The sequence below is a fragment of the Legionella sp. W05-934-2 genome (assembly GCF_964199965.1).
GTDB lineage: Bacteria > Pseudomonadota > Gammaproteobacteria > Legionellales > Legionellaceae > JAFIFT01.
Genome location: NZ_CAXMZT010000013.1, coordinates 24,945 through 45,092 on the forward strand (window position 1 = coordinate 24,945; position 20,148 = coordinate 45,092).

A 20,148-nucleotide genomic window follows, 5' to 3' on the forward strand; every position below is an offset into this window, starting at 1 on the left:
TTTTGTGCAAGATAAAAATATCAGGATTCCTCAGCGCTAAGCGCACTTAGCCATTATATGCTTGCTGAGAATATTCCGGCTGTTGGATTATGTTAGGTCGATCCTGACTTTTTTCAACTGGCTGGAATAACGATTGAAAAACCGTTTGCACAGCGGGGCCATTAGCAGATTCGGTTAATGCATTACCCGATGGTGAATTATCTTTTAATAAGTCATTCACGTACGCTATATCTTCATCCAAGTACAAATTGTAATTCACTTCAGAATTATCAAATTCCAAATTATACCGATCATCGATGTGGCGATTGCGATTAAAATGCATATAAGCGCCTAAGCCTAGCAACGTGACCGCAGCCCCTCCGACGACAGCCGCTGGAATAATAACTGCCACCAATGGCGATGCAAATAAAAAGGCTGGCAGAAACATGCTAACAGCACTTAAGGTTATCATAGCCACTAACCCACCGATACCAATCAAAGGCACTTTAGTAAAACCAAAGAGATTTCTATCGGAATTGGCATACCAAGCACAACGTTCTTCATTGGTCGGGCACATAATATCAAGACCTGTCCTCTGGTAATTGTTACTCCCGACATCAACTGTCTGATTTTTGGTGAGTTCGACATATTCTTTTGTCTTTTTCCTAGCGTAGAATTCCGCGCCCACGGCAATTAATGGCAGGGCCACCACAACTGCCGGCATCGTGAATGTGGCAAACGGCACAAAAAATGCCGTGATGGTTGCAGCCACCGTGAAGGCTCCTGCTGCTAATACAACGGGCCCAAAGGTAGCCGCCACCCCCCAAGCAACACCTTGTGCCACTTTATCGTTCGTTCGTAATAAACTGCTTTGTTGCGGCTGGTGACCCAGCAAAAAATAGGGTAAGTTTGCCTGCGTGGCAAATAAATCATTCACCACCCCGTACAATATTCCGCCAACATACGCAGAAGCGCCCACGAATAAACCACTGGCAATAGCCACCGCCCAAAATGGTGCACCCAGCATAACCGTTGCAACAAAGGCCGCCACGACTAATACCGATATGCCCACACCCCAAAAGCCACTGCGCAATAACGTCCGTAATATATCATCGTCGGAGACTTCTTCACCCTTAAATTTAGGATGACGATAAAGCATGCGATACAGCCCTTTTTGCTTAAGGAATTCAATTGCTTTTTGTGCTTCCCGATTGTTTTCAAGCTCAGCTAGCAAAGTCGTCGCTAACATAACTGCTTTTTTCATCGATTCCGTTTTGTTTAACTCGGTTTGAGCTGAATGAAGTTTTTCCTGAATTGCTTCATTGGCATACGGCTTTGCTTGTTCAAGCATACGCACAAGAATTGTGATTTGCTTATTAGCATCGTATTCATCTTTGCCATAAGCAGCAACCGATTGCTTTAGCTGGGCTTCTTTTGTCATGGGAACTCCAAATGATGTGACAACAATTTCACACAAATTAATCATAGTGCGCCATTCTATATCACCCACAAGGCTCTGTCTATATTTTATTCTTTGTGGCTCAATTCAGATCCAATTCCCTGGATGGAATGATAAAAATTGGCTAGCATAAAATTCGCATTTTCAAGGATTACCAGTATAATATTGCCCATGAACAATATATCCGAAACCACTTCTAAAGCCCCCTCTTCAATGCAATCACAACTTGCTACGAATTTAACCATTACCTATCCCGAGCAACTGCCAATCTGTGAGAAAAAAGCTGACATCATCGCATTAATTCATCAACATCAAGTGATTATCTTAGCCGGTGAAACTGGATCGGGAAAAACAACACAAATTGGGAAAATGTGCTTGCAAGCTGGTCGTGGCATTCAAGGGATGATTGGCCATACCCAACCTCGCCGCATTGCAGCAAAGACGATTGCAAATCGCATTGCTGAGGAGTTACAGGTCGGCTTAGGTGGGGAAGTCGGTTGCCAAGTCAGATTCCAAGACCAAACATCGCCGTCGACACGGATAAAATTAATGACCGATGGTATTTTGCTAAGCGAGTTGCATGCCGACAGGATGCTAAAACGCTATGATACCTTAATCATCGATGAAGCCCATGAGCGAAGCCTCAATATCGATTTTATTCTGGGATTTTTAAAACAACTTCTACCAAAGCGCCCTGACTTAAAACTAATCATCACCTCAGCAACGATTGATGTGGAACGCTTTTCCCAACACTTTAACCAGGCGCCGATTATTGAAGTGTCCGGACGGACATTTCCTGTTGATACGGTGTATTTGCCCCCTGAAGAAATCAATCCGGAGGATGAAGGTAATATGGCCGCCAACGTCGTTTGTGCCATGCAAGAAATTATGGCATTAGAACGCGATGGTCAAGGGTATCGGCAAGGTGATGTGTTGGTTTTTCTCCCCGGAGAGCGTGAAATCCGAGAAACAGCCATTGCTTTGCGCAAATCGCAGATCCCACATCTTGAGATCTTGCCTTTGTATGCACGCTTAAGCCAATCAGAACAACAACGCATTTTTGCCCAATCCCCTTTAAGACGGGTTGTGTTAGCGACCAATGTAGCAGAAACATCCATCACTGTGCCCGGCATTCGCTATGTCATTGATACCGGGCTTGCGCGCATTTCACGCTATAGTTATCGAAGCAAAGTGCAACGCCTTCCCATTGAAGCCATCTCTAAAGCGAGTGCCAATCAGCGCCAAGGGCGCTGTGGTCGAACATCGCCAGGGATATGCTTACGACTTTATAGCCAGCAATCGTTTAATTTACGGCCTCAGTTTACCCAAGCAGAGATTCTGCGAACTAATTTGGCGCAAGTTATTTTGCAAATGCTGAACTTAAACTTGCCCAATATCGCAGGTTTTCCTTTCTTGGATAAACCGGATAATCGCTACATTCGTGATGGCTTTAAATTATTGGAAGAAATTGGCGCTGTTACCAAGCAGCATAAACTCACTCCATTAGGCCGCCTACTAAACCAATTGCCAATTGACCCCCGTTTAGGCAGAATGGTTATCGCTGCCAATGATTTAGGATGCACCAAAGAAGTCATGCTTATCGTCAGTGGGCTATCTGTTCAAGATCCCCGCGAACGACCTGGCGATAAACAGCAACAAGCCACGCAAGCCCATGCACGATTTATCGATCCCCGTTCAGATTTCATTGCTTTTATTAATCTGTGGCAATATGTCGAAGACTTACGCCAAGCATTAAGCCAAAATCAATGGCGAAAGCAATTGCAAAAAGAGTTTATTTCCGTGATGAAAATACGGGAATGGCGTGATATCCATCATCAATTACATCTGAGTGTCAAACAAGCAGGCTTAACCATTAATCAAAAACCTGCAAGTACTGATAGCATTCATCAAGCCATACTCGCAGGCCTACTAAGTCAAATTAGCCAAAAAGAAGAAAATCGGGAGTATTTAGGGGCCAGGGGCCGCCATTACCAACTTTTTCCAGGCTCTGGCTTATTTAAAAAACCACCTGCTTGGATGATGTCTGCGGAATTAGTCGAAACCTCCAAACTCTATGCCCGCATCAACGCTCAAATTGAACCGCATTGGGCCTTAACCTATGCCAAGCATTTGCTCAAATTCCACTATTCTGAACCCGCCTGGTCAAGCAAAACCGGCCATGTGATGGCAAAACGGCGAACTAGTTTGTATGGCTTAACCCTCATTGACAATGAGCGAGTCAGTTACACATCCATCGATCCTTGCGTGTGTCACCCGATTTTTATTCGACAAGCCCTAGTGCAAGGTGGTTATGAAAAAATTGCCAAAGACGCCCCCTTGTTTTGGCAGCATAATCAACAAGTCATTGCTGAGATTGTAAGCCTTGAAGCAAAGGCCAGGCGATGTGATATTTTAGTGGATGATGAAGCCATTTATGCTTTTTATGCCGCTAAAATTCCAGCGCAAATCACCAACTTCGATCAATTTGAACAGTGGCGAAAAAAACAAGAAGCCAACCAACCAGAATTTTTGTACTTTGATAAATCGAGTCTGATGTTACATAGTGCAAACACCATCACGCAAACCCAATTCCCCGATACACTGTCCGTTGGCAATCACTGCCTGCCGCTGACGTATCATTTTGAACCAGGGCATATCAATGATGGTGTTACCTTACATATTCCCCTTGCCCTTCTCAATCAACTATCCGAAGCGCCCCCTGAATGGCTAGTGCCTGGACTTCTTCAGGAAAAGTGTGTTGAGTTATTAAAAAGCTTACCCAAAGCCAAACGTAAACAACTTGTTCCTATCCCGCAATTTGTTCATGAAATTTTATCGAACGCGCCCGATAACAACACATCGCTCTATCAATTCCTTGGTGATGCCCTACGCCAAAAAGGGGTGATTGTCAGTGTCGAGGAATTAAAAAATTTAGTTCTTGATGATTACTATCGCATGAATTTTCATATTCATGATGAGCACGGTGAACTCATCGCTCAGGGGCGCCATTTGCCAACGCTTAAGGAGACATGCCAACCACACATCCAAGAAATGCTAAGCCCACCCCCTGAAGCAGCGGAAGTCGTCTGCTACACCCGCTGGGAGTTTGGCTCACTTAACCAACAATGCATTGAAAAATCCGGTGTCAGCATGATTGTTTATCCAGCCATCATGGATTTGGGCGATGCGGTGACCGTCTCGCTCGTGGATACGCCAGAAAAAGCCTCGACCTTAAGTCATCAAGGCATCATACGGTTGTTGTGGTTTGCGCAAGAAAAATCGATTAAATACCTGCACAAAGCGCTTTTTCAAGGCAATCAATTAAGTCTTATCTTAGCAAGCTTTGGCTTAGGAGAATCGTTTAAAGCGGATGTCATCGATCATGTGCTAGCCTATACGTTTTTACAACAAAACTTGCCAGATAATGCCGAGGCATTTCAACAATGCATTGCAAAGCATGAAACAGACCTCATAGGAAATGCCCATCAACTAGAGCAGCTGCTGACCACGATTTTTAAACTCAAGCAACAAGTACAAAAGCAATTAAAGGTGAGAAATAGCCTTGCAAATCTTGCATCCATTCAAGATATTCAACAACAATTAGCGGGTCTTTTCCATGCACACTTATTAAAAACACCCTTGACACAATTAAAACACTACCCTCGCTATTTGAAAGCAATCTTGCATCGATTAGATCGCTTAGAAAAAGATAAGATAAGCCTCGATGAGATCCAACGATTTGAAGCCCCATTAAGAAAACGGCTAGACGATGATTTTAGTCAGCTCGATTTGTACCCCGAGTTTGTGCACTATCGTTGGCTATTGGAGGAATATCGTGTCTCTCTTTTCGCGCAGCATTTGAAAACCGCCGAAACGGTTTCGGCAAAACGGTTAAAGGAGGCTTGGTCGAAGGGTTAGCCAAGAGAGGTTGCATTCTCAGGACTTCTATTGGACAATTTTTGTTTCATAAGCTACTATAGCTCTGATTTTATATCTATGGAGTTGTTTAAATCATGATATCGACACATTTATCAATGCATCCCGAATTAAAAGCTATTTTCACCGAAATTGATACACTTCTTACTCAACAAAATAAAGCCATTCAGCATCAGAATTTTTTTAGAGCCAATGCTAGCAATAACAGCCAGTATGCTGCCTGCAGCAATTATTTGGCAACCCACCATCATTGCGTTAAAGCAATGGGTGCCTTAAATGAATTAAGTTGGCTATGTCAAAATGGGACTATCACCTATAGCGAGTTATCTGACATTCAAACCATTGCTAATTTGGTCAAACTTTATTTGTCGCCAGCATCCAGAGATGATGACCGCTCCAATCAAAATGAGAGATACGCACGTGAGCTTTTGTTACAGATTCAGGCGTTAAGAAACAACATTGAACATAATAACCCCTATTTAAAAGTCAAAGCCATTCCGTATTTTGCCTGGGAATTGCTTGGAATAGCTGCTTCGTTAGTGGTCATGAGCATGGGCGTCAGTTTATTAGCAGGGGTTGCTACCCTTGGCCTTAGCTTGCTCCCAACAATTGCCGTGGGCATTGGTTTCACAGTGATGGGGTATATCATTGGTATAACATCCGTCGATAACGCAGCCACATATGGCAGCTTAGTATTTGATAGTCAACTCAAAGCACTTGATGACTTTGCAACGGCATTGAAAAAACAGCATCATATGGCACTAGAAAAGGTTAAAGAGGTGGAAGAAGTTCCAGTGAATTTCGTCTCGACACCCCTGTCTTCTGTCAGCCAATAAAAGCATTTGACCTCTCGTCGGGCCAAAGCCCGACCCTGAGGGATAGAATTTTTTTTCAAACATAGTATTCGTATAATATATTGGCATAATGTTTAATCCGACGTCCCGCGGCTTGTCCGCGGGATCCAGGGATTTCGACCAATATGTTGTTATTTTGTGCAGACAAGGATCTCTGGATACCGCGGACAAGCCGCGGCACGTCGGCGTTTGAGGATAAGTCTAAGTTTTAAAAAAAGTGTCTATCCTTCAGAGCCAAACCTCCCCCCCCTCTTTTTGCCCACTCCGCGCATCTTGTCTATAGTTAAAATAGAATAAAAAGAAGGAATTGCCTATGTGCGGGCTTGGAGGCGTGTATCAATTTCAAGGTCATCCACTCGACCAGTCAATCAAACCCATCATTGATGCCATGAGCTTGCGATTGCGATTTCGCGGGCCGGATGAGGAACGTCAATACCATGATCCCGGGAGGCTATCCCTCTTCTTTCGCCGGCTTGCTGTGGTGGATTTGCAAAGCGGTTCTCAACCGTTTGTGAGCGCCAATAATGATGTGGTGGTGATAGTCAATGGCGAAATTTATAATCACCTGCAGCTTCGACGAGAATTAACGCCTGACTATCCCTACCAAAGTCAATCGGACAGTGAAGTCGTGCTTGCTTTGTATTTAACCCAAGGCCTTGATTTTCTTAACCATCTAAACGGTATGTTTGCTATTGCCATCTATGATAAAAGACAGCATCATCTTATTTTGATCCGTGACCGTTTGGGCATTAAGCCCCTGTTTTATTGTCAAACAGACGATAATCATTTGCTATTTGCTTCTGAAGTGAAGTCCATCTACGCCCATCCCCGTTGCCCTCGTCAATTTAATTGGCTTGCCTGCTTAGCTCGCCGCTTCAATCAACGCAATATTTTTACCAGCCTGCCTGAGTCCATTTATACAGGTATTCAACAACTCGATCCCGGAAACTATGTCATTTTTAGTGACAAAGGCATCCAACAACATTCATGGTGGGGAGTCAATGAGCTCGAAAGGCAAGGCCCCAACGAGTTGCAATCAAGGCAAGCCTATATCGATGAATACGGTGCTTTGCTGGAGGACTCGGTTAAACTCCGTTTAATGACGGATGTTGATATGGGGGTTTGTTTAAGTGGTGGCATTGACTCTGTCGCCATTGCTGCCTTGGCCAACCCCCACAAAACCATGCCCAGTTTTACCGTATTGTGCAATAGCACTTACTTAAATGGCGACGTCCAGGCCGCCCATCAAGCGGCAGAACTTCTTGGAATCGACAATCACCAACTGTATTTCCCCTGGCGTCAAAATGAAATTCAGCTAGTCGATGTCAAACGCATTCTCTATGATCTGGAAATGCCATTGACCATGGAGCAAATTTATAAGTATTTGCTATATCATAAAATCAAAGCCGATTTTCCCAATTTAAAAACGCTGCTCATGGGTCAAGGCAGCGATGAATTCAATGGTGGGTACAGTGTCAAATTTGCAGAAGACATACCCTTAAGTCATGCGAATGAGACTAGGACTTGGACTCATTTTATTGAATCACTTGCAAAAATGAAACACCATTTCATCATCAACCATACCAACCCTGCTCTCAACGACTATATGTCCCTGATAAAAACGGAATTCATAGAACAATCTTTTAACTTAGAACATTATAGCCCTTGGCAATGGTATCAAAAAATGTATCAACGCTCGGTGGTTGATTTTAACCTTTGGCATGAAGATCGAGCGACGGCCGCTAACCAAATGGAAAACCGGGTGCCATTTCTGGATCACCGTCTTGTTGAATTTTGCTATCGCGTCCCAGATAAGATGCAACCCAGCTTATTCTGGGATAAGGCCATATTGCGGGAATACATGGCCACTAAAATACCTAAAGAACTTGCCCATCGGGCGAAAGTGCCTTTCTTTCTCGGGGAAGGTGAGCGATATACCGCGCGATTAGCTTATCAAATTTTAACCGACAATGATTGCGACTTTATTAATGAAGCACTCTTTGAAAATAAATATGTTGAAGACGTTCTCAATAGTAACTATTTAAAACAACAGCTATCGGCAGTCAGCCAATGCCCTAGCTTTGAAGGTGCATTAAACTTATTCGAATACGCCTGTTGGGGTCAGCTGGCAAAATGGGTGGCAGAAGGCATGCCTGAGCAAATCGCTCCTCTGCAAGCCAAATTTGACTGGTATTCGCTGAAAGATTATGAAACGCAATCAACGAATTTAGCAGGCATCTTATCAGAAAGTGACATCCAACCGACTGATGTATTTGCATTCAAAGCCAATATGGCCCCTATGATTCCTTACCACCACAGCAACGATCTATTCATTGCCAATCATCTTAATTTAGAATATATCATCGAAGCACATGAAAAACCGGAATTCATTCATTTTCTAAAACACATCGATGGCCATAATCGCTTAAGTGACATCGCCCAAGCGGGCGGATATCTTTATACCAAAATCATCTCCGATATTGCCGATGCGTTGGAATGCCAAGTGATTGAAAAATTAAGCAAATCCAATGGGTAAAAAAAGCATCTGTATCAATAATACATCCACACTGATCATTATTTTGACTTACCATCCCATAAATTATAGAATCCGTTGGCAATCGATTGCTCAATTATATGTGAAACTATAAGACTTATGAAAACCCTTTGTACCGGACAATTTTTTAAAAAAGCCGTCTTTGAGAACGTAGTGAAGCAATCTAGAACAGATTTCTGTTCAGGGATCGAACTGGATTGCTTCGAAAAAGCTCGCAACGACGGTGCTTTTAAAAAATTGTCCGGTACAAAGATGAAAACCCCCAAGGTCGAGGCAAAAAATGTTTTTAATGAGGGAGTTTAGATAAACTAAATGACCGAGTTAATATCTTTTTTTAACGAAGAGATTGGGCGTTTTTCGTAAGTCCGAACTATTTTGGAGTGCTTATGAATAAGATTAAACGTTGGATAAAATTCTCATTAGTTATAGCAGCAACTATCATCATTAGCTCATGTGCTGTTGTCAAAGCCACGAACCAGCCTGATAAAAAAGATTTACGTGTATTGCAGAAAGGAACCGAACGATCCAAGGTCGTAGCTGAATTAGGAAAACCTGTCGAAAGTACCGTCAAAAAGGGGCACCGACAGGATGTGTTCAGCTTTGTTCAAGGCTATTCGAAAACAGCCAAGACACTTCGAGCATTAGGCCATGGCGCAGCAGATGTCTATACGCTTGGGTTATGGGAAGTCGTTGGAACACCCATCGAAGGTGTCGCAAATGGTAATAAAGTTCAAATCGTCGTGAGTTACGATAATCATGAGAAAGTTAGTTCGGTGGATGTTCTAAAAGGACAAAACGTTGTTTATGGTCAACCACGACATCATCATGCATAAACGATAGTCCATCAGGTTAATCAGGGGCATTTGCCCCTTACCCATGAATGATTGAACAATGCCGTCGTTTTGATTCCCGTTGGCTACGCTGCCAGGCTTCGCATTGATATAATGCAAGTTCACACGCATCGTTGCCACTTGCTTTAAATTTTTTGCCCGCCCCATCAATCGCTTCACAGGCCTCATTAACCGGAGGCAACTCGCCTCGTTGGCACCAATGATGGGATACCCGGCAACGACTGGGATTCGCAGCTGTCTTGATGCACGATTTCCGCGCCTCCGACATACCACCACGTAAACTTGTTCCAGTGCCATTATAACTACGATTCAGATGATCATAAGACAAGCACGACCATTCTTTTGTAGAAGGATTTGATAATCCTAACATGGGTGTCGCCATCAATAAGCAACAAATAATTATTCGCTTCATGGTTACGTTCCTTGTGACCTTGTTGAAGTGACTGAACTGTTTGTGAGATTTTATTATGTCATTTCTTTTGGACGATTGGCAAGCATTGCTGGAACCAGTTAATTTCGGAAACGCAGACGGTAACGCTAACGTTCACGTATTAGATAAAATATTTAATGCCTAGGCATTATCTTTCTCTAAAGGATATCTGGGTTGCACGAGAAATGGGTTTTAATAAATAATCCATCACCGATTTTTTACCCGTGTAAATATCCGCTTCCACTAACATACCCGGGATGAGCTTATTGCGTTTGGGATCGTGTCCTAAATAAGATTGTGACAAAGCTATCACGCCTTTGTAATAGACCATGTTGGTTTTTTCATCCAAAAACGTGGTTGCCGAAATATATTTCAATGTCCCATCTAACATCCCATATTTGATGTATTCGTAACTGGACACTTTTATTTTCACCAGATCGCCGACTTTAACATAGCCGATATCACGACTACTGATTTTGGTTTCCACCACTAAATGGGCTTCACTGGGAACAATATCCATCAAAGTCTCATTTGATGAGATAACACTTCCTTCAGTCACAGCCAACCCTTTGACAACCCCAGGAATGGGGGAGCGAATCACTAATTTATCAAATTGATCTTGAAACTTAATGATGTTCTGCTCGGTTTGCACAATTTCAGCGCTAATTAGATTCAGTTTACTAACCATTTCTAAGCGGTTGGTACTATTGGCTTGATCCAACTTATTTTGATATTCCTGCAACAGTTCTTTTTGTTTTTCGATTTTCTTTTGTGTCTCAAGTTCATCACTTCGCAGTTTAATATACTGCCGTTTAACCGCTAAGACTTCCCGCTGTGATGCGAGGTTTTTCTGTTTTAGTTTATCGTACATAGCCAGCTCTTCTCGCATCACCGAGCGCATTTCCTCCTGCATGGACGTTTTTTGAATCAGTAGCTTCAATTCAATTTCATTTTGTTGAATTTGCTTTTTCAAAACGGCAATCTCCGATAGATCCGTAGACTGTTCTAAGCTGGCTTGCAAGGCACTATCTTGCAACAAAGTCGCGACCGTATTGCTATAATCGGCGGGAACATTAATGGTTTTTTTTAACTTTTCGAAGAATTGTTCATTGGTTAATGTTTTGTTCGCCAAGTTGGATTGTAATCGGATTTTATCAGCAGTTAACGTCACTAAACGGTATATATTTTTTTCCAATTCGGTTTGTATTGTGATGGGGTCTAACTGCACCAAGGCTTGTCCTTTTTTCACCACATCGCCATTATTAACAAACACGGATTTAACCATTCCCCCATGGGGATGCTGGATATCTACGATTTTTTGCGCAGGAATCACTTCACCATTGGTGCGAGCAATTTCTTCCACATCGGTAAATATAGCCCACACAATCAGACTCGTGACAACCAGCGAAATTAACCCTATCATCCAATAGGCTTGATAAAATGGCGCGTTACTTTCGAGAACATCCGCATCTTCAAGCTGCTCTTGCTGTTGCTTTTTTTGCCATTTTTGCGATAGCTTTTTGCGCTGGTGAACCCACCTAGCTTTTAGATTTTTTATCATTTACATTCACTCGTTCAATTATTTGTCCTTCATGCAGACGAATAAACAGATCACCTAGGCTAAAATGAGAGGGTCTGTGGGTTATCATGAGCACCGTTACTTTGCCCTTTAACGATGCGATTACTTTCAGGATATGTTGTTCAGATATGCTGTCAATATTTTCCATTGGTTCGTCTAGCAATAGAATGGTTGGCTTCTTGATCAATGCCCTAGCAATAGCTAGCCTTTGTAAAAAGCTGGCTGAAAAACTGGTTTCATAATTATCACGTAATCGGGTATTCAACTTTTCGGGCAAATGCATAATCTCATCATACAAATTCGCTTGTTTTAGGCAGGTTTTCACATCGTCGTCACTTGCTGTTGGGTTTGCCAATTTGAGATTCTGGGTAATGGTTCCATAAAAAAAGTCGTTCACTTGTGAAACCATGCCAATACTCTGGCGTAATTCGTAGGTATTGATTTGGCGAACATCCTTGCCATCGATTAAAATTGTGCCTGCTAGCGGGAGATATAGCTTGGTTAATAACCGAAAAATGGTTGATTTACCTGAACCATTGGATCCAGCAATAACTAGCATTTGGCCAGGCTTGACTTCAAACGAGAGGTTTAACAACACCGGGGAGGAGCGGTCGACATATCGTTGTGTGACTTTATCAAATACGATGTGTCCTAATAGATGCGTTGAAAATATTCGGTAACGGGAAAATTCTTCTTCTGAGGCCATGCCAACCAATGATTTAACATGTTGAATATTGGTACGCATTTGGATGAGACGTGGTAAATTAGTTATTAATGTTTTAATGGGATTTAATATTTTCCAGACTAGCATCATAATCGCAATTAACGCACCAATGCTAATGTCATTTTCAATGACTCCTTGAACTCCCATGACAATTGTCAATAAAGCCGTCACGGTTACCAACCCATCGCCAAGCGTTTGTACCACGGTTGTCAACATACTGGCTTTATAACTTATCATGGCGGCACTTGATGATAAATTGCGAAACCGCTCCCGCCATTTTGGTTCTGCACCCGTGGTGCGAATCTGCATCATTTTATCCAAGGATTCTAAAATGAACTCTTGTCGTTCAGTCACTGCCGTGGACGTAGTTTGCATCAGCTTTTCCACCCAAGGATGACAAAAGAGTATGGCTAATAACAAGATAAACATACTCAACATTGGAATGATGACGATTACGCCGGCCAGCCAATACACAACCAGTAAAAACAACAGCGTATAGGGCAGGTCAATCAATACAGTCATGAGTGGACCGGTAATGAATTCACGGATGGCATCAAATTCTTTAATTTTTGAGACTTGAACACCCAACGACGCCGTATCGATCTGCACGGAAGGTAAGCGAATTATTTTACTAAATATTTTATTGCTAATGATTAAATCGAGGTGGCTGCTGATATAACCAAGTAACCCATTGCGGAATCGATGCAAGGCAAAGCTGCCCACTGTGACAATCAAGATGCCTGTCACCAATTTCATTAACAAACTGGCTGAACCCGTCAGCACAACACGGTCATAAACCGTCATGACATAGAACGGTAAGGCTAACGAAAAAATATTAATAAAGAAACTAACAATAAATACTTGTGCGATTTTGCCTTTATAACTGGCAATGGAGCGACTGAAAAAATTTCGGCTCTCTTTTTCAGCACTGTCTTTTTTGAATTCAATGGCACGACCATTTAGCCTTGGCTTGCTCTCATACGTTTGCGTTTCGCCATTATACAAATAGTAGCCATGCTTATTTTTTTCTAATACAACGTAATACTTCCCTTCCGTTTCAAACAAACAGGGCAATAATTTTTCATTGATATGTCCCCGAACTGTCAAGCGTTTGGAGGGAACAAACATAAAATCATGCATGATTTTAATAAATTGATAAATGGTCAGTGTCTTAGAAAAATGGGGAAACGATTCGATGATACTCCGCCTGTCACCATACCAACCTTTCGAGCGTAACAGCACCTCTAAGCAGTAGGCAAGTGAGTTGGCTTGCTCAAAATATTCACTATAATCTTGTTTTTCAATGACCTCACTCGTCATGAGGACTCCTTAAATAGTTTACCATCCCGTAAATCATAGATCGTATCGGCAATTCGTAGTAATGAGGGGCGATGCGAAATAATGATTAGCGTGGTTCGCTTTTTCAGCCATGTAAGCAGTGCAATAAATTTCTGATCTGTTTCAAAATCCAAGGCACTGTTAGACTCGTCAAATAGCACAATTTTGGGCTTTTTAAGGATATTTTGAATGGTCACAATTTGCTGTTTTGTTCCAGCATGCAGTGTGTCTAACACTTGATCCCCGACTTTGGTTTCATAACCATCGGGCATTTTATGGATAATATGTTCCAACCCCATTGCCTTCACTAAATCGAGCGCCTCGGGAATTTTTGATTTATCAAACAAGGTCAGGTTCTCAATAATAGTTCCATTAAATAAGTCGCTATGTTGCGGTAAATAAGCGATTTGCTGATGAAGCCATTCTGGATCGATCGTTTGAATGTCAATTGTATCGATGAGCACTGTCCCTGCATTCGGTTTATAAATGCCTTGAATCAGTTTTAGCAACGACGTTTTGCCACTGCTACCCTGGCCTTTGATAGCAATCGTTGCTTTGGCAGGAACCTTCAAATTCAAATGATCAAACAAAGGTTCTTTTTCAAAGCCAAAACAAACATCGTTCAATTCAATTTGACCGTTGAGAGCAGGTTTGAGCGTTGGTGTTTCCGTTTTTTCTGCCAGCGCTTTTTCATGCACCTGACTTTGACGTTGTTGACTAATTAAAATGGCTTGTACCCGCTTCCAATACATCATGGCGGCACTAAGCGGAACCATAGAGCGATTGGCAAGTAAGGTGCAGGCCGCTAATCCACCGATGGTCAACGTGCCGCCGACAACTTTTAAACTACCAATAGCCACCACTGAAATCGTTGTTATTTGCACCAAATAGGCGCTGACAATCATGCTGTTTAGTGATAATCGAGCAATGCGATAATCTTTCACTGCTGCGTTTAATTGTAGCTTTTCATAACGACGGCGCATGAACGATTCAAGGGCATTGGTTTTGATAGACTGAATGCCATTGAGGGTCTCAATGATAAAATTATATCGTTTGTCGTCCGATTCTTTGCGTTGGCTTAACACAGTTTGCAAACACACACCCATATAATCAGCCGTTAAAATAAATATCGCCAACATAATCAGCGTCACTACAACCAACAGTCCGCCGATATACGCTATTAATACTAAATAGATGAACACAAAAGGCAAATCAACTAATAATGATAATACTTGCCCTCCATAAAAATCTTTCATATTAAATAAACCACTCATCCGATCCAGATACTCACCTGTTGCCAAATCTCGTTTCTGAAACGCGGGGCTTTGCAATATATCGGCAAACATTTGACAACTTTCTTGATGTTCAAACCGGGCGGAAGACCAATGGATGATCGCTGCACGGCTAATCTTCAAGACAATTTCTAAGCCAATCACCATAATGACAATGAGGGTTAAGATAGTTAGCGTCTGATACGCTTGGTTGGGGATGATTCTGTCATAAAATTGCAATATCATTAAAGGAAACACTAATCCGAGTATATTGATAAAAAAGGAGGGAAGTAAAATACCATAGTACGCCTCACTGGGCTGTAGATGCGCCAATAAACTGCGAATTAATGCTTTAAAATTATGCATAGTTTTGAAAAGTAGTCTAAACTTTAAAAAAGGTCTATGTAAAATTAAGACCGCCACCATAAAAACAGGAGTTCAGGTATGTATGATGTCAGCATTCTACCCTCAGCACAAACCGGTTCATCGACCTTGTGGCAAAATCTTAATGTTAAATTGAACCCACTGGTATCTGCTTCCCATTTCGATCAACTCGCAACCATTAATGTTGGCAATACGAAAGTCGCCGGTTACGCCTTTGAACGCGGTGGTGTTAACAATGCTTCTTATACAGACAATACCTATCTTTCAACGAGTTACCCTACTCACTCTACCACACACAACCCAGAAATCCTATTCCAATCCGATCCGTTAGGGGAGGTTTTTTCCGGGAGTCAATTACCCGCCCAGGACTATTCCCCTGTAAGAATTCGAGCGGTTGATTATCATGCCAATGAAGTTGTTTTTATTCAATCAAGTAGTGAAGTCAATACCTATCAAAACACTATTCCCCAAATCGGTGGGGCAGGCGAAGCCAATACGAATGCCAATATCCCAGACAACTCTGATTTTCAAAGAGCCAAAATAATCGCTGACCACCTACAAGAAGAAGCGGCAATCGCTGCTCCCAATGAGGCGGCTACAGCCACACCTCAAGCTGGAGAAGACTCAAATCAAGACCCAGGTGGAGAGGAGGGCGGCGAAGAACCACCACCCCCTCCTCCGCCAACACCACTCAATACCATTGAAGGCACGTCCCAAAACGATGTGATTCAGGGCACCAATGAAGCCGACGAAATTTATGCCAAAAGTGGGGATGACAAAGTCTATGCAAAAGATGGCGATGATATCGTCTATGGCGACAAAGGGGATGATACCATTCGCGGAGGCAATGGCGATGACACCCTTTATGGCGGAGATGGGGACGATACTGTTTTAGGTGATGCGGGCAATGATACGATAGTCGGTGGCAAAGGCAATGATAACCTCCAAGGCGGCGCTGGCGAGGATACCTTTATATATAATAAAAACGATGGTGTTGATACGTATAAAGGGGGTTCAGGAAACGATACGTTGATCGTCACTGATGCCGTTAAATCCATTAATCTCGGTGAAAAATTCAACAGCGGCAACAGCATTGAAACCATCCAAGGTAGCACCCAAGGCGATGGCAGTGATTCTGTCACCATTCAAGGTGGCAATGAAGCGAATAACTGGGATTTCAGAAATGTCACGTTCACCGATGTGGATAGCATTAAAGGCGGCGGCGGGGATGACAGCATACTCGGCAGCAACACCAATCATGATGTGATTTACGGTGATGGTGGCAATGACACCCTCCGGGGTGGCGGTGGCGATGATACGCTATATGGTGGCAGTGGCAATGATACCATTTATGGCGATGATGGCAACGACACTATTATTGGTGGCTCAGGGAATGATAACCTCCAAGGCGGCGCTGGCGATGATACCTTTATATATAATAAAAACGATGGCATTGATACCTACAACGGCGGTGCTGGGTATGACACATTAGTTATCAATGACAATGTTAATTCTATCAATCTTGGCGAAAAATTTAATAACGGTGTTGAGGCCATTCAGGGCAGCACCCAAGGGGATGGCAGTGATTCTGTCACCATCCAAGGGGGGAATGAAGATAATAATTGGGATTTCAGAAATGTCACGTTCACCGATGTTGATAGCATCCATGGCGGTGGAGGAAATGACACCATTCGTGGCAGTGATACCAATAATGATGTGATCTATGGTGATAAAGGGGATGACCTACTCCGCGGCGGCGGTAGTGATGATACCCTTTATGGCGGCGACGGCAACGATACCCTATATGGCGATGGTGGCAACGACACCCTTATCGGGGGGGCAGGCAATGATGTTCTCCAAGGTGGCAGTGGCGATGACACCTTTATTTATAATAAGAATGATGGCATCGACACGTTCAAGGGCGGGTCCGGCGAAGATACGTTAATTATCAATGATAATGTTAAATCCATTGATCTAGGCGATACCTTTAATAACAGTAACAGCATCGAAAACATCCAAGGAAGTACCCTTGGCGATGGCAGTGATTCCGTGACCATCCAAGGTGGCGATGCCGATAATAATTGGGATTTTAGAAACGTCTCGTTTACCGATGTCGATGCCATCAAAGGCGGCAGCGGCAATGATACCATTCGCGGCAGCAATCTTGGCAATGATACTATCTTTGGTGAACAAGGCGACGATACACTTTATGGCGGTAAGGGCGATGATACCCTCTCCGGTGACAGTGGAAATGACACGCTTTATGGGGATGATGGCAACGATATCTTAATGGGTGGGACTGGCGATGACACCCTTATCGGCGGCAAAGGCGACGACAGCTTCTTTTATGATTACGGCGAAGGAAATGACACAATCTCCGGCGGTAATGGCAATTGGACCGATAGCCTTCATCTAGATGGCATTTCTGGAAGTGGCCCAGGCGAAATGGGTAGCAACTGGACATTGAACCTTGACAACGGTGCTACCTATCAAATAACCTCTGGGGTTGATGGTAACGTGCTTACCTTTGATCAAAATCATGTTTCTGGCACCATTACTTTTGCGAATGGTGAAGAAATTAACTTCACTGACATCGATGAGATCTATTTCTAGGCAATGAAACACCGCCTGGGATGACAAATCCTATCGATCAAAAAAAAACCACCTTGAATTTTTTTACATCTTGTTGAGCTTTTTGTAAATAAATGATATGATGGTCTGCAATTGCAAGCGGGTATTCATTGTATGATTAATCCGACCGATGCACCCAGGAGTTTTTATCATGACGTATCACTATAATCCTCATTCCCATATCAAAGTTTGGCTCAGCAATAACCCAGACGTTTTTATGAATTTTGAGAACCAAACTCGCATGATTGAAATGCGAGAAAAAAATCCCACTGATCCAATCCACTTGGTGTATGACGCCAGTTTGCTAAACGATAAAGCCCGAAACGATCTAAAAGCGTTTTGCGACGAAAATCAGATCATCCCTGTTAATGCCGATTCTGAGGAATTTAGATCACCGCTTGAAACGGACACAGAAATAAACCTCTATCAACACTATAAAGACGAAATCACACATCTCAAAAAAGGCGGCAACCTAGGTGTTGCCAGCGATATTTTACGATGGTTACCGTCTTGCTATCGATTAGCAAGCTATACCGACTTGGATGATCCACTCGACACCAATAACTTCTCCACGAACGTGCTCGTCGAAGCACCTATCATAATAAACGTTGGGACATTAAAGCTTTTTGGCTCCCAAGAGATGATCATTGCCCTTAACGAATACATTGCTGTTGTCGATGAACAAGCGGCAAGACCCTTGATTGAAAAAGTACAAAAAGGGATGTTGAGCAAACTGCAACACCTCGATTCTGACTATGTTGAAAAAACTGAAGAAACTTTTAAACAAGACGGTATCATAAGCCGCTACTTAGTTGGCTATATGAAAAACCGTGCGGAAGCCTTATACATCCAAAAATTAAAACAGTTTAATACAAACGATAATAAACTAAGCTCAAGAATTCTTCGGAAACATATCAATGACATAATGTCCAATGAGAATGAATACCTCAGCTACCATCGTTTAGATGACTCCGAGTCAAATGATGCTGTGATTAAACGATTAAGAAGCGATTTAAATCAACAACTCAGTTGGATTAAATGGCTGTTTTTTAACGAGGAATATCGAGAGATTAAGCAATTATTGGCATTAAACGATCAAAAATTCATCAAAGCGATGATGAAAAAAGAACGTTCGTTATTTTTAAAATCCATTGTTATTTGCACGACCGGCCCAATTGAATTGACAAGAAGTTTCTTTGGCGATTACATGATCCCTTCTAAAGAGGTCGATGAGAAAGTTAGGCCTTATGCCATGAGCCATTATGGTCTGGAAAAAGCGTTTCTATCCAACAATGTTATTCCATTGCATGAAAATGCCTTGGGTATGCTTCGCTATATGGGTGCTAAAGTTGGTGAACGAAATGATTCATCATGGCTAGAAGAAGGTCAGAAACTGCAATCTGACCGCCAAGCAATTTTGCAAGAGCGCCGACAACAACTCATACAAAGTTTCCCCAGCACGCTATTAAACTATAAAGATATGATAGAAGCACACATTGCCAAGCTTGAGCAAGAAGATAAGGGTTGGTTTGCTTTTCTATTTAGAACGCGACGGCAGGCAAAATTAAGCGCCTTACGATCGGTTTTAAGCTGTTTTGATGAACAGTCTGGAAAATTTGATATCACCGCGCTGAAAGAAGTCATGAAAAATGACGTCTTACCAAAACAATCCTTAGTCTATGCGGGCTTTTTTTCTCATAAAACGCGGGATTTGATTGAAGGACTATCCCAGGTTTGCCATGAAGCGGTTGTGCTTCGCGTTGCACGTGACAAAACGCCAAGCTATACCCAATCGGCCAATCAACAAAGCACCAATCAAATGCAGGCTTTATTTGCAAGCCCTATATCCAGTTCAGCACAAACGCTGACAGCTTCGGAAAGTGCCCCTGCAAAGCCCCGCCAAGAAAATCCGTCTTTCAATTCACCATTCCAATCACCATTAGCCTATCATCCACCTTCGGATTCTAGCCAGCAAGGAACGGCCTTTGCCAAAAGTCCCTGAGCATACCTAATGATGCCGTTCAATCTAACAGCAACCAATGTACGATTGAACGGCTAATTGACATTCCTCCTAAAACACCCCCCTTTTGCAGCGTTACTTTAAGTCAATTTGTGTCAAGACATCCGCATGTGCTTTATTATTTATCTTGCTGTATTT

Annotated in this window: 11 protein-coding genes; 6 read left to right on the plus strand and 5 right to left on the minus strand. The window is 42.6% G+C overall.

The genetic code is table 11. The features are described 5' to 3' along the window. Nucleotides 1-46: 46 nt before the first annotated feature. Complete coding sequence (locus AB3348_RS13435) at nucleotides 47-1,420, minus strand: hypothetical protein (protein ID WP_367608123.1); 1,374 nt, start codon at nucleotides 1,418-1,420, stop codon at nucleotides 47-49. Nucleotides 1,421-1,609: 189 nt separating this feature from the next. Between AB3348_RS13435 and hrpA the strand changes: the two genes are divergently transcribed. From hrpA to AB3348_RS13455, 4 genes are all read left to right on the plus strand, one after another. Beyond that, nucleotides 1,610-5,356, plus strand: coding sequence for an ATP-dependent RNA helicase HrpA (hrpA, locus tag AB3348_RS13440; protein WP_367608124.1), 3,747 nt, complete (start codon nucleotides 1,610-1,612; stop codon nucleotides 5,354-5,356). Between the two features lie 95 nt (nucleotides 5,357-5,451). Next, complete coding sequence (locus AB3348_RS13445) at nucleotides 5,452-6,210, plus strand: hypothetical protein (RefSeq protein WP_367608125.1); 759 nt, start codon at nucleotides 5,452-5,454, stop codon at nucleotides 6,208-6,210. A gap of 331 nt (nucleotides 6,211-6,541) precedes the next feature. Next, a complete protein-coding gene (gene asnB / locus AB3348_RS13450; protein WP_367608126.1) occupies nucleotides 6,542-8,764 on the plus strand; it encodes an asparagine synthase (glutamine-hydrolyzing) in 2,223 nt (740 codons plus the stop codon). 404 nt (nucleotides 8,765-9,168) lie between these two features. After that, on the plus strand, nucleotides 9,169-9,615 hold the full coding sequence (locus AB3348_RS13455) for a hypothetical protein (protein ID WP_367608127.1): 447 nt from the start codon (nucleotides 9,169-9,171) through the stop codon (nucleotides 9,613-9,615). Nucleotides 9,616-9,652: 37 nt separating this feature from the next. Here AB3348_RS13455 and AB3348_RS13460 read toward each other — a convergent pair whose 3' ends face one another. From AB3348_RS13460 to AB3348_RS13475, 4 genes are all read right to left on the minus strand, one after another. Further along, nucleotides 9,653-10,045, minus strand: a complete 393-nt coding sequence (locus tag AB3348_RS13460) for a hypothetical protein (RefSeq protein ID WP_367608128.1) — start codon at nucleotides 10,043-10,045, stop codon at nucleotides 9,653-9,655. Between the two features lie 166 nt (nucleotides 10,046-10,211). Beyond that, complete coding sequence (locus tag AB3348_RS13465; protein ID WP_367608129.1) at nucleotides 10,212-11,624, minus strand: HlyD family type I secretion periplasmic adaptor subunit; 1,413 nt, start codon at nucleotides 11,622-11,624, stop codon at nucleotides 10,212-10,214. Then, nucleotides 11,602-13,686 carry a peptidase domain-containing ABC transporter gene (locus AB3348_RS13470; protein WP_367608130.1) on the minus strand — a complete coding sequence of 695 codons (2,085 nt, stop codon included), beginning with the start codon at nucleotides 13,684-13,686 and terminating at the stop codon, nucleotides 11,602-11,604. The genes AB3348_RS13465 and AB3348_RS13470 overlap by 23 nt, the downstream gene beginning before the upstream one ends. Then, complete coding sequence (locus AB3348_RS13475; protein ID WP_367608131.1) at nucleotides 13,683-15,341, minus strand: peptidase domain-containing ABC transporter; 1,659 nt, start codon at nucleotides 15,339-15,341, stop codon at nucleotides 13,683-13,685. Before AB3348_RS13475 ends, AB3348_RS13470 begins: the two co-directional genes overlap by 4 nt. Before the next feature lie 78 nt (nucleotides 15,342-15,419). Here AB3348_RS13475 and AB3348_RS13480 point away from each other — a divergent pair, with 78 nt between their 5' ends. Beyond that, nucleotides 15,420-17,972: a calcium-binding protein gene (locus AB3348_RS13480; protein WP_367608132.1), complete on the plus strand. Its 2,553-nt coding sequence runs from the start codon at nucleotides 15,420-15,422 to the stop codon at nucleotides 17,970-17,972. A gap of 169 nt (nucleotides 17,973-18,141) precedes the next feature. Further along, nucleotides 18,142-19,992, plus strand: a complete 1,851-nt coding sequence (locus tag AB3348_RS13485) for a glycosyltransferase family 88 protein (RefSeq protein WP_367608133.1) — start codon at nucleotides 18,142-18,144, stop codon at nucleotides 19,990-19,992. Nucleotides 19,993-20,148: the final 156 nt, after the last annotated feature.